8 protein-coding genes are annotated in these 12,904 nt (G+C 42.9%); 5 read left to right on the top strand and 3 right to left on the bottom strand.

Annotation, left to right across the window (positions count from 1 at the left end; translation table 11 throughout):
* Window position 1: 1 nt before the first annotated feature.
* Complete coding sequence (gene glnS, locus JCM16456_RS10955) at window positions 2-1,672, bottom strand: glutamine--tRNA ligase (RefSeq protein WP_068714270.1); 1,671 nt, start codon at window positions 1,670-1,672, stop codon at window positions 2-4.
* 244 nt (window positions 1,673-1,916) lie between these two features.
* Window positions 1,917-3,491 (bottom strand): N-acetylglucosamine-specific PTS transporter subunit IIBC, encoded by a 1,575-nt coding sequence (gene nagE, locus JCM16456_RS10960; RefSeq protein ID WP_068714272.1) that lies wholly within the window; start codon window positions 3,489-3,491, stop codon window positions 1,917-1,919.
* Between the two features lie 519 nt (window positions 3,492-4,010).
* Between nagE and nagA the strand changes: the two genes are divergently transcribed.
* From nagA to asnB, 4 genes are all read left to right on the top strand, one after another.
* Window positions 4,011-5,150 (top strand): N-acetylglucosamine-6-phosphate deacetylase, encoded by a 1,140-nt coding sequence (nagA, locus tag JCM16456_RS10965; RefSeq protein WP_068714275.1) that lies wholly within the window; start codon window positions 4,011-4,013, stop codon window positions 5,148-5,150.
* 2 nt (window positions 5,151-5,152) lie between these two features.
* Entirely contained in the window at window positions 5,153-6,367 is a 1,215-nt protein-coding gene (nagC, locus tag JCM16456_RS10970) for a DNA-binding transcriptional regulator NagC (RefSeq protein WP_068714277.1), read from the top strand.
* Between the two features lie 289 nt (window positions 6,368-6,656).
* Window positions 6,657-8,237: a cation:proton antiporter family protein gene (locus JCM16456_RS10975; RefSeq protein ID WP_068714278.1), complete on the top strand. Its 1,581-nt coding sequence runs from the start codon at window positions 6,657-6,659 to the stop codon at window positions 8,235-8,237.
* A 348-nt stretch (window positions 8,238-8,585) separates the two neighbouring features.
* Entirely contained in the window at window positions 8,586-10,250 is a 1,665-nt protein-coding gene (asnB, locus tag JCM16456_RS10980; RefSeq protein WP_068714279.1) for an asparagine synthase B, read from the top strand.
* 63 nt (window positions 10,251-10,313) lie between these two features.
* Here the strand turns inward: asnB and rfaH are convergent, their stop codons facing one another.
* Entirely contained in the window at window positions 10,314-10,829 is a 516-nt protein-coding gene (gene rfaH, locus JCM16456_RS10985) for a transcription/translation regulatory transformer protein RfaH (protein WP_068714280.1), read from the bottom strand.
* Between the two features lie 435 nt (window positions 10,830-11,264).
* Here rfaH and dtpA point away from each other — a divergent pair, with 435 nt between their 5' ends.
* Window positions 11,265-12,755, top strand: coding sequence for a dipeptide/tripeptide permease DtpA (gene dtpA / locus JCM16456_RS10990; RefSeq protein ID WP_068714283.1), 1,491 nt, complete (start codon window positions 11,265-11,267; stop codon window positions 12,753-12,755).
* Window positions 12,756-12,904: the final 149 nt, after the last annotated feature.

The raw sequence follows: 12,904 nt of genomic DNA on the forward strand, positions 1-12,904 counted from the left end.
GTTACGCTGCATCAATTTTGGCCCAAGTATCACGCAGACCAACTGTGCGGTTGAAGACCAAAGCATCGGCTTTAGAATCTTTGTTATCTGCGCAGAAGTAACCAATTCGTTCAAACTGATAACCAAACTCAGGTTTTGCTTCCGCAAGGCTTGGTTCGACAAAACCTTGAACTTTAACCAATGATTCAGGGTTAATCGTATCAGCAAAGTTCGCCGCTGCAGCAGGGTTAGGTACAGTAAACAAACGTTCGTAAAGACGAATTTCAGCAGGAAGTGCTTTAGCAACAGATACCCAATGAATAACACCTTTCACTTTACGACCATCCGCAGGGTTAGCACCTAGTGTGTCGGCATCGTACGTACAGTAAATAGTGGTGATATTACCTTGCTCATCTTTCTCGATGCGCTCAGCTTTGATCACGTATGCACCACGTAGACGCACTTCTTTGCCTAAAACCAAACGTTTGTATTTTTTGTTTGCTTCTTCGCGGAAGTCGTCACGCTCAATCCAAACCTCACGAGTGAATGGCACTTCGCGATCGCCCATTTCAGGCTTATTTGGATGGTTATGGATGTTTAGCATCTCAACTTTATCGGCATCGTAGTTTTCAATAACGATTTTAACTGGATCTAGCACAGCCATTGCGCGTGGAGCACGTTCATTTAGGTCATCACGAATACAAGATTCCAGTGAGCCGTACTCAATCATGTTGTCTTGTTTAGTAACACCAATACGCTTACAGAACTCTCGCATAGACTCTGGAGTAAAACCTCGACGACGTAGGCCAGAAATCGTTGGCATACGAGGATCATCCCAGCCGTTAACCAATTTTTCAGTCACCAACTGGTTAAGCTTACGCTTAGACATCACTGTGTATTCTAGGTTTAGACGACTGAATTCGTACTGACGGGGATGACAATCAATCGAGATATTGTCTAAAACCCAATCGTAAAGACGACGGTTATCTTGGAACTCTAGTGTACACAAAGAGTGAGTAATGCCTTCCAACGCATCTGAAATACAGTGAGTAAAATCGTACATTGGGTAAATGCACCATTTATCACCGGTTTGATGATGGTCAGCAAAACGAACGCGGTAAAGAACTGGATCACGTAAAACGATAAAAGAAGAAGCCATATCGATTTTTGCACGCAAACATGCCGTACCTTCAGCAAAACCACCTGTACGCATTTTTTCAAACAACGCGAGGTTTTCTTCTACGCTACGGTCGCGGTATGGACTGTGTTTACCTGGTTCAGTTAATGAACCACGGTACTCACGAATCTGCTCAGGACTTAGCTCTTCAACATACGCTAAGCCTTTGTTAATCAATTCAACTGCATATTCGTATAGCTTATCAAAGTAATCAGAAGAGTAATGAGGCTCTCCAGACCATTCAAAGCCTAACCATTTTACATCTTGTTTAATCGACTCAACGTATTCGAGATCTTCTTTTTCTGGGTTAGTGTCATCAAAACGAAGGTTACACTGTCCCTGATAGTCCTGAGCAATACCAAAGTTCAAACAGATAGATTTAGCGTGCCCAATATGCAGATAACCATTTGGTTCTGGTGGGAAACGAGTATGCACGCTATTGTGTTTACCATCCGCTAAATCTTTGTCGATGATTTGGCGAATGAAGTTCGATGGACGAGCCTCAGCTTCACTCATCTATAGCACCTCTAGTTTATTTAGTATTGTCAGTATGAAAAATTTCTTCGTGCGGTTTAGCCAATTTAACTGGCTTTCTACTCACATCAAAGATTATTGCAGCTAATGATCCACAATTATGAAGTATTGCACAATAAAAAGTGCGGCTTTCTTATGATTATTTATCGTTACTGGTCGAATATCCTACATCCCAGCGACAAAAAGCCCTCCAAAAGGAGGGCTGAATAGTATGCTTGATTGCTCGTTATGGCAATGTCACATTAGATAAGTCTTCATTTGGATCAATAGATTTCATCTCACCAGCCACAATTTCAGCTAGTGGGCCAAGCACCACTTGAAGATTGTTATTACCTAATTTCACCACGCCCATCGCACCTAACGATTTCAATGTTTGTTCATCAATAACGCTCATGTCGTTCACGGTCAAACGCAAGCGTGTAATACACGCATCGATATTTGCTAGGTTTTCATGGCCGCCAAGTGCTTTAAGATACTGTTTTGCTAAACCATCTTTGGACTGTTTAGCAACCGAAGCTGATGACTCCGATGCAGTATCATCTTCACGGCCTGGCGTTTTCAACTTAAATACTTTGATAGCAAACGAGAACGTAACAAAGTAGATGAAGAAGAATACAATACCGATAACCAATAAAGTGACAGGCTTAGTCGCTAGACCCCAGTTAAGTACAAAGTCAATTAAACCGGCTGAGAAACCAAATCCATCTAACGTGCCAAACATATTGGCGACCACGAGAGAAAGACCAGTAAACACAGCATGCAATGCATAGAGCGCTGGAGCTAAGAAAACAAATAGAAACTCTAGCGGCTCTGTAATACCCGTTAGGAACGCACAGAAAGCCACAGAAAATAACACACCACCCACTTGGCTGCGTTTCTCTGCTGGCGCTGCTAGATACATTGCCAATGCCGCACCAGGCAGACCAAACATCATTACAGGGAAGAAACCATTCATGAATTTACCAGCACTTAAATCACCGCCAAAGAAGCGGTTTAAGTCACCGGTTTTCACGGTTTCGGTCACTTGATTCACCACAGCGGTCACTTCTGGCGTCACGACATTATTAAATTGGAAAGTATGTTCCTGACCAGCCACTAGCGATTTCGCCAACGTTGGGTCTACACACAACTTAGTCAATGCTGGTAGCGCCTGCCCCATTGAATGAGCACCAGAAACCAACACTTCCTGACAGCTGCCCATACCAAACCAGAAATAAGAGTTCAGTACATGGTGTAATCCCACCGGAATCAAGGCTCGGTTTAACAAGCCGTATGCAAACTCACCAATAGAACCAGAGTTAGCGATACCATGCGCCAAACTGTCTAGACCCGACTGAATGCTAGGCCAAATTTGTCCCAAAATTGCACCCGCGATAACAGAAAACACCCCTGCCACGATAGGCACTAAACGTTTACCAGAGAAAAAGGCTAACCATTCAGGCAGGCGAGTATTATGAAAAGCGTTATAAGAGTGACCAGCAATGATACCGGCAAAAATACCACCAAAGAACGACATATTGATCGTGCTATCAATGGTTTTAGTCGTGGCTGTCAATACAAAATACGCAACGGCACCAGCAATGCCAGCGGCACCAGCACCATCAACAGACAAACCAACAGCAATCCCCAAACCAAATAATAGAGGAAGATTTTCAAAAATAGCCCCACCAGCAGCTGCCATAAATGGGATATCTAACAGATCTCCCTGTCCTAATCGCAGCAATAAGGCGGCAACGGGTAAAGTGGCGATCGGCAGCATTAACGCCTTACCCAACTTTTGTGCATAACCTAAAACGTTCACGTGTTGTTCTCCAGTTTGATTTCCGTATCGTAAGTTCTTTATGTGTAATGTATTGTGACTTTTTTTAGTCATTCAATTTAGTTATCGCCAGTGTATTCAGTTACGCTAACTAGGCAAACAATCAGCCCCACTTCTTGTGACATCAATCACCAAAATATGCTGAACTTGTGTTACAAATAGTGACATACCCGAAACTTATTTTACATTATGAAATATGATAGTTTCGCGCTATGATAGGAGAGGTATTTTGTTGGTAAATCACCCGATTTTAGGTGATAAAAACATCAAAAGAATGCGTTTTTATAACATCTTTTTGGTTAGATGTTTCCTGCTTGATAACATTAGGTTATAACGTTAGCTAGATGATGAGGGCGAGAAAATAAGTTTCTCTTCGACTCTCGACATCTCACAACCAAAAAGCTGTGTTTTACACTGAGTGGTATGCGTCGAGCTGATCGGATAAATCAGCCCCTTGCGACATGTCTCAGCGAGAATTATGAGATATTTAAGGATTTGAAGATGAAGTACGCGTTGGTTAACGGCATTATTTATACTGGCTATGATAGATTAACCCAACATGCAGTGGTGATTAATAATGACAGCATTACTCAAATATGCGCTCAACAAGACTTGCCAGCAGATATTGACCAGATTGACGTCAAAGGAGCAATTGTTGCTCCCGGTTTTATCGACTTGCAACTGAATGGTTGTGGCGGAGTGATGTTTAATGATGATATTTCAACTCATGCTCTGGATGTCATGCATAATGCCAACCTGAAATCCGGCTGTACCAGCTTCTTGCCGACCTTTATCACTTCATCCGACGCCGATATGCTCAAAGCCATAGAGGAAACTCGTCAATATATGGCTGAACATCCAAACCAAGTGTTAGGTTTGCATCTAGAAGGCCCTTATCTCAACCCCGAGAAGAAAGGCATTCACAATATCGATTACGTGCGTACTTCTGACCAAACAATGATCGACACAATCTGCGCCAACCACGATGTGATTGCCAAAGTGACCATGGCACCGGAGGTCAATGACCATAAGCACATTAAACAACTTGCTGAAACAGGCATCGTAGTCTCACTTGGACACACCAACTGTACCTACCAACAAGCCAGAGCTGGTTTTGCCTCAGGAATGACGTTTGCAACGCATCTTTTTAATGCGATGTCCTCGATTGCGGGTCGTGAGCCGGGTGCTGTTGGTGCTGTTTATGACTCTCCTGATATCTACACAGGCATTATCGCAGATGGTTTCCATGTCGATTATGCAAACATCCGAATTGCGAAGAAAATCAAACAAGATAAGCTTATATTAGTGACCGATGCCACAGCTCCCGCAGGCGCTGAAATGGATTACTTTATTTTTGTAGGTAAGAAAGTATATTACCGAGATGGTAAGTGTGTTGATGAACATGGCACACTTGGTGGTTCAGCGCTCACCATGATTCAAGCGGTGAAAAATGCAGTTGAACACGTAGGGATCGCTTTAGATGAAGCTTTGCGGATGGCAACACTCTATCCCGCCAGAGCGATGAAACTTGATCATAAACTGGGCAAACTCGCACCAGACACCATCGCTAACCTCGCGATTTTCGATCAAGACTTTCAGGTTCAAGCGACAATAGTTAACGGTAAGTATGAGCAAATTTAGTCATGAATGGCGGACAAATCGGCAACGTAGATCTTGTAAAACAATTAAATAGCGCAGCGGTATATCGCTTAATTGATCAACAAGGACCCATTTCTCGAATTCAAGTTGCCGATGTTAGTCAACTGGCACCGGCGAGTGTCACCAAAATCACTCGCCAACTGCTAGAGCGTGGTCTGATAAAAGAAGTAGCGCAACAGGCATCTACCGGCGGCAGGCGTGCAATTTCGTTAGAAACAGAAACCAAGCCTTTCCACTCTGTTGCAGTACGTCTTGGGCGTGACTATATCCAATTGGGGCTTTACGATCTTAGCGGTAATGAGCTTTCTTCTTCAAATCAGGACTTCCCCTATTCTGATCAACATCAATTGGTCGAAGGGCTGATTCAATTTATTGATCAGTTTATTGAACATCATCAATCACAAATTCAACAGTTAATCGCCATTGGTATTGCCCTACCAGGATTGGTCAACCCAGAAAGCGGCGTGGTTGAATATATGCCTCACGTTGATGTAGATACCATGGCAATTGGTGATACCGTTCGTGACCATTTTCAGGTCGAGTGTTTTGTGGGTAACGATGTAAGAGGTATGGCTTTAGCAGAGCATTACTTTGGTGCGAGCCAAGATTGCCAAGATTCGATCTTGATCAGTGTTCATCGTGGCGCAGGCGCAGGAATCATTGTCAATGGGCAAGTGTTCCTTGGCCATAATCGTAATGTTGGGGAGATTGGTCATATACAGATCGATCCCCTCGGAGAACAGTGTCAATGCGGTAACTTTGGCTGTTTAGAAACCGTCGCGGCAAACCCTGCCATCGTCCGCTTAGTCAAGAAACGAGTTGCTCAAGGCTATCCAACATCGTTAGCTGATGAACCCAAGATCACCATCGATACCATTTGTGAACACGCTTTAGCCGGTGATGAACTGGCAAGCCAAGCACTAATCAAAGTGGGTAACTATCTTGGTAAAGCAGTCGCCATTACCGTTAATCTATTCAACCCACAAAAAATTGTAATTGCAGGTCAAATTACCCAAGCTCAAGAACTGATTTTCCCAGCCATCTACCGTAACGTGGCCAATCAATCGCTTGGTGTATTCCATCGTCAATTACCCATTGTTGTTTCACAAATAGATAAACAACCGACCTTGAGTGCGTTTGCAATGATCAAACGTGCGATGCTAAATGGCGTACTACTCCAAAAGCTACTGGAAAATTAACGTATCAGCTCACCTTTCCGGTTTCATCTTCACGCTAAAGGATGAAACCGGAGAAAGTTGCCACTTTTTCTCTCGTAATTACACTATTCTATACTCAAATGACTTTAAGATGCAGAATTCAGGGCTTCATCAACGAGCACAGATCAAGCTCAATTACACAGGTAATGGTCATTTCCTTTCAACGTAATTGGGCGCAAAAATGAGCTTATCGATGAGCGATTACATTCAGGCTAAAACAGTATCTTGAGGTTACTTGTGTATATAACATAAAACAGTGAATTCATCGTCTATGGAACTCATATTTATCTCCTGTGCTTTTGTGGCTGGTTTTATCGCCTTGCGCTGTCATTTACCACCTTTAGTTGGCTTTTTAATTACTGGCTTTGCCCTCCATGCTTTCGGTTACTCACCGAATCAAACCCTAATCAACCTAGCCGATTTAGGGGTCACACTGTTGTTGTTTTCTATAGGCTTAAAGCTCGATATAAAAATGTTGCTTGCCAAGGAGATTTGGGCCAGTGCCACCCTACATAACTTATCATGTACTCTATTTTTCTCTATGGCATTGGCCGGGCTACAATATCTTGGACTAGATAGCTTAGCAGGGTTGAATTTCTACCAGCTTATGTTGATTGGCTTTGCCCTTTCTTTTTCTAGTACGGTGTTTGCCGTCAAATCACTACAAGAGAAAGGTGAAATGCATGCCACCTACGGTATGCTGGCAATCGGCATATTGGTGATGCAAGACATCTTTGCGGTTATTTTTCTCTCCGCATCAACCGGAAAAGTCCCAGACTTATACGCTTTAGCACTGTTTTTATTGCCTTTAGCAAGACCTCTATTTTATAAATTGCTCGATTGGGTCGGCCATGGTGAAATGCTGGTTCTGTTCGGTATATTCGTCGCATTGGTACTCGGTGGTGGGCTCTTCGAAAGTGTTGGTTTAAAAGCGGATTTAGGCGCAATCGTCGTCGGTATGCTACTTTCAGGACACAGTAAAGCCTCTGAACTATCCAAATCTTTATTCAATCTGAAAGAGCTATTTTTGGTTTGCTTCTTCCTTAACATTGGCTTAGCGGCACAAGTTTCTGTAACCGGTGGTTTACTTGCTTTGTTACTGATTCTTCTGCTGCCTTTTAAAGGCGCACTCTACTTTTGGATGTTAAGACCACACCGCTTCCGTACACGCACCACTTTATTAGCTTCTTTAAGCTTACTGAACTATAGCGAGTTTGGCCTGATTGTCGCTGGACTTGCTTATCACCAAGGTTGGTTGCCTGCCGATATTCTTGTCGCTCTCGCTATGGCCATCCCTCTTTCTTTTGTTATCTCTGCACCTGTCGTACGAAAAAGTAACCAAATCTATCAAAAATCAGCCCCTTGGATTCATTCACCTGTTGCAGATGCGCTCAATCCGAGAGATCGTTTAATCAGCGCAGGGAATGCTCAAGTGATCATATTTGGTATGGGCCGGATCGGCACCGGTGCCTACGATGAAATTCACTCCCGTTTTGGCAAAGTTTGCTTAGGCATAGAACTGAAAGAAGAAGCCGCTCAGCAGCATAGAGATGAGGGCCGCAACGTGATTACAGGTGATGCCACCGATCCAGACTTTTGGGAACGTATTCTTGATACCGAACGCGTTAAGTTAGTACTGCTTGCCATGCCTCATAACCAAGCGAATAAGATCGCTTTATCGCTACTTAAACAGCATGACTACACGGGACAAATCGCTGCCATTGCTGAATATCAAGACCAAAAAGACGATTTACTTGCAAGTGGCGCTCATGCTGCTTTCAATATTTACAGTGAAGCAGGAACAGGTTTTGCCCGACATGTTTGTCAGCAGCTAAAACCGCACTTCGATTAACTATAAAGCAGCGTTACTCGTTTTCTACGTAAGAATAACGAGATATTCAAATCAGTGCCTTGTCCAAGATTGAGTACATGCGCGCTGAAACAGCATCTTGAGATTACTTAGCTATACATACTTAACTCTCTGAAGAAAAATAAAAAAGGGGTCATTGACCCCTTTTTTATCGTTTTTTGCTAGTTTTTTCACCCACACTTAAACACCATTCACAAAAACAACTATTAAATTAAATTTCATTCACCATAACTCACTTTATATAAATTATTACCTATTTATCGGTTGCTTTTTTTAATTAGAGTGGCAAATTGAAGTCATCGGAAGAAATCAAGTAAGTAAGGAAGTCGTATGTGTTCTATCTTTGGCATTCTAGACATAAAAAGTGACGCAGCTGAGTTGCGCCCTGTCGCGTTAGAAATGTCTAAAAAACTTCGCCACCGTGGCCCAGACTGGTCAGGTATTTATTCATCTGAACGAGCTATCCTAGCTCATGAACGCCTTGCGATCGTAGGTCTAAATAGTGGCGCTCAACCCCTGTTCAGCCCTGATAGAAAACTAATCCTTGCTGTTAATGGCGAAATCTATAACCACAAAGAAATTCGTGCCCGTTACGAAGGAAAATACGAATTCCAAACTGAATCAGATTGTGAAGTCATCTTGGCTCTTTATCGTGATAAAGGGGCCGACCTTCTTGAAGAGCTAAACGGCATTTTTGCATTCGTGCTGTACGATGAAGAAAAAGACGAGTATCTCGTTGGCCGTGACCATATCGGCATCATTCCTTTATACCAAGGTCATGACGAACACGGTAACTACTATGTTGCTTCAGAAATGAAAGCGCTTGTTCCAGTGTGTAAATCTATTAGCGAGTTTCCTCCAGGTTCTTTCTACCGCTCTGGAGATGCAAAACCTCAGCGTTATTACGTACGTGACTGGTTCGAATACAATGCAGTGAGAGATAACCTCACATCAAAAGAGGAGCTAACCGAAGCACTAGAAGCAGCCGTTAAACGCCAGCTAATGACTGACGTACCATACGGTGTTTTGCTTTCTGGCGGTCTAGATTCATCAATTACGTCTGCTATTGCCAAACGTTTCGCTGCAATGCGTATTGAAGATGATGAAAAGTCAGCAGCTTGGTGGCCTCAATTACACTCATTTGCGATCGGTTTAGAAGGTGCTCCTGATTTGAAAGCGGCACGTGAAGTGGCAGATCAGATCGGTACAGTTCACCATGAAATGACTTACAGCATCCAAGAAGGGTTAGATGCGATTCGCGATGTGATCTACCACATTGAAACTTATGATGTGACCACTATTCGCGCTTCAACCCCAATGTTTTTGATGGGTCGTAAGATCAAAGCAATGGGCATCAAAATGGTGCTTTCTGGCGAAGGGGCAGATGAGATCTTTGGTGGATACTTATACTTCCATAAAGCACCTAACGCACAAGAGTTCCATGAAGAGACTGTACGTAAACTGCTTGCACTGAACTTGTTCGACTGTGCTCGTGCTAACAAATCACTCGCCGCTTGGGGGGTTGAAGGTCGCGTACCATTCCTAGACAAAGAGTTTATCGATGTTGCAATGCGTCTAAACCCTAAAGACAAAATGTGTGGTAATGGCAAAATGGAAAAACACATTCTTCGTGAGTGTTTTGAGCAATATTTACCGGAATCTATTGCATGGCGTCAAAAAGAGCAGTTTTCTGATGGTGTAGGTTACGGTTGGATTGACACCTTAAAAGCCACCGCTGAAGCAAAAGTGTCAGACCAGCAAATGGAAACTGCAAAATTCCGTTTCCCATACAACACTCCAACCACTAAAGAAGGCTATGTGTATCGAGAAATTTTTGAGGAATTATTCCCTCTTGAATCCGCTGCACACTGTGTTCCTGGTGGCCCATCAGTTGCTTGTTCTTCTGCTAAAGCAGTGGAGTGGGACGAGTCATTTAAAAACTGTATCGACCCATCAGGTCGCGCAGTGAAAGCGGTTCACCACGAAGCTTACTAATAGGTAAACAGCACTCAACATCAAATAGCAAAAAGGTGCCTTTCGGCACCTTTTTATTGGCTGTTAATTGCCTTTGGAGGTAGATTTCAGCGCTAAGTCACGATTAGCAACACTTATCTCCACGTTTTGATTAATCAGCTTAATTAGCATGATAGAACGCGTTTCACCATCAGGTTCCTGATAAATAGCTTCAATGCCGGCAAATTGCCCACCCGTCACCTCAATAACTTGCCCTTTTAGTGGACCTGAATCTTCAACAAACTGCTGGTGTTCTTCTTCCACAAGCTTTAACTCACTTATCAGCTCACCGTTCAACTCTTTTGGCGTCGCCCCAAAGCGAATAAAATCCACCACTCCACGCGTTGAACGTACCGCAGTGAACGTGGGCCCTTGCTCATAATCAAATCGAACAAATACATAGGACGGAAACAGCGGTTCTTTTACCTTCTGACGTTTATTTCTGACAATCTTTTCGACAACAACCTCAGGGTAGTAGCAATCCACTCCCTGATTTTCTAGGTGGAGTTTTGCTCGCATCTGCTCACCACGCTTGCAATACAACAAGTACCAACGTTTCATAAGATGATTCCACTCTTTTTTCTTAATCGTACCACATTCATTGAAGCAAGAAATAACGCAACGGTTTGTCAGCCGAACCCTTGTGCGCACAATCATTGTTTTACTATTTATTTGTGATTTAAATCACAAATAAATAGGTATTTTCCATTTTTGCAAAAATAGTTTTCGCGTGATTAGATCGTGCAACAGCGGACTTAACCTTATGATATAAATAAATTTTACATGACAGTTCATAATTCGGTCATTTTTATCCCTTGCGATTTAAATCCCTAGTCTGTATACGTACACTCCGAATAAAACTCTTTATTACAACCTAAAAATAGTTGTCATTACTTTGTAATTTGTTGGGTAAGACATTTCAGCACTACTGAGAACCTCACCCGATATTTTGATGCATAACACAGCCGCGTACGCGGAAGCTTACAGGAACTTCATATGTCTGACTTGAACATTTTCAAGCAACCGAAGTCGTTCTATCTGATCTTTTCAATAGAATTCTGGGAACGATTTGGTTTTTATGGGATGCAAGCCATCCTTACTGTATATCTAGTAAAAATCTTGGGTATGGATGAATCTACTTCATTTGTACTGTTTGGTGCATTCTCTGCATTGATTTATGGTTTTGTTGCCGCTGGCGGTTGGTTGGGTGATAAAGTCATCGGAACCAAACGCGCCATCACGCTAGGTGCAATTATCCTTATGGTTGGTTACGCTCTTTTGGGTGTATCTACCACATCAGGACACATCGGTGGTTCCACACTGATTTTCGTTGCAATGGGCTTTATCACCGTTGGTAATGGTCTATTTAAAGCGAACCCATCAAGCCTTCTTGCTAAAGTATACGATGAGCACGACCCTCGTTTAGATGGCGCGTTTACTATGTATTACATGGCAATCAACATCGGCTCATTGATCTCAATGATCCTAACGCCTATCGTCGCAGAGAAAGCGGGCTATGGTATGGCATTTGGTGTGAGCGCAATTGGTCTGGCTATCACTGTCGTTAATTTCCTATCTTGCCTAAAAATGCTCAACTCTGTTGGTTCTCCTGCAGATCTTGCTCCGGTAAACAAAAGCAAGCTTTTGATGGTCGTGATCGGCTCTGTTGTTGCTAGTTTTATTTGTAGTTACCTACTACAAAACCTGACTCTTGCACACGGTATTTTAGTGATTGCAGGTCTTGCGATTCTGTTCTTCTACTTTAAAGAAGCATTAAGCATGACTGGCATTGAGCGCCAGAAAATGTTCGTTGCGTTTATTCTGATGCTACAAGGCATTGTATTCTTTGTTCTTTACTTCCAGATGCCTACGTCATTGAACTTCTTTGCTATTCACAACGTAAGTCATGACCTATTTGGTTTCCACGCAGAACCAGAACAATTCCAAGCACTAAACCCATTTTGGATTATGGTAGCAAGCCCAATCCTAGCGATCATTTACGGCAAACTAGGTGATAGCCTATCTATGCCATTCAAATTTGCTATTGGTATGGCGCTTTGTGCTCTGTCTTTCCTTGTTCTCTCTTGGGGGGCAGGCTTTGCGAATGAACAAGGCATCATCAGTTCTAACTGGTTAGTACTAAGCTACTTGTTCCAATCTATCGGTGAATTACTTGTTTCTGGCCTTGGCCTTGCCATGGTGGCTCAACTTGTGCCACAACGCATGATGGGCTTTGCTATGGGTATGTGGTTCTTAACCTCTGCAACCGCAGCGGTTATTGCTGGCTGGGTAGCAAGTTTGACGTCTGCGCCAGCAGATATCGCTAGTGCTCATGAGTCTTTGGCTATCTATGGTGATGTATTCGGTAAAATCGGCTACTGCACTGCAGGTATTGCTGTAATTACTTTCCTAATTGCACCAAAACTGACTCGTGTAAGTCGTGGTGAATCAGCGGCTAATACTGAAAACGCACAAGCGTCTGCATAACATAAATTTATGTTGAACAATAAAAAGCCTCGTTAATTAACGAGGCTTTTTTTATCTAAATCACGCCAAATGATCGCTACTCTACGTCACGGTTGCCAAAATGTGATTCCTTTAAACCAATAATTAGCATCAAAATTGGGAGCTGTTAT

Source organism: Vibrio tritonius (assembly GCF_001547935.1).
Classification (GTDB): Bacteria; Pseudomonadota; Gammaproteobacteria; order Enterobacterales; family Vibrionaceae; genus Vibrio; species Vibrio tritonius.

What these genes read in the sequence shown, in the direction of transcription:
- glnS (WP_068714270.1), bottom strand. Translation starts at nt 1,672, where the DNA reads ATGAGTGAAGCTGAGGCTCGTCCATCGAACTTCATTCGCCAAATCATC.
- nagA (WP_068714275.1), top strand. Translation starts at nt 4,011, where the DNA reads ATGAAGTACGCGTTGGTTAACGGCATTATTTATACTGGCTATGATAGA.
- nagC (WP_068714277.1), top strand. Translation starts at nt 5,153, where the DNA reads ATGAATGGCGGACAAATCGGCAACGTAGATCTTGTAAAACAATTAAAT.
- JCM16456_RS10975 (WP_068714278.1), top strand. Translation starts at nt 6,657, where the DNA reads ATGGAACTCATATTTATCTCCTGTGCTTTTGTGGCTGGTTTTATCGCC.
- asnB (WP_068714279.1), top strand. Translation starts at nt 8,586, where the DNA reads ATGTGTTCTATCTTTGGCATTCTAGACATAAAAAGTGACGCAGCTGAG.
- rfaH (WP_068714280.1), bottom strand. Translation starts at nt 10,829, where the DNA reads ATGAAACGTTGGTACTTGTTGTATTGCAAGCGTGGTGAGCAGATGCGA.
- dtpA (WP_068714283.1), top strand. Translation starts at nt 11,265, where the DNA reads ATGTCTGACTTGAACATTTTCAAGCAACCGAAGTCGTTCTATCTGATC.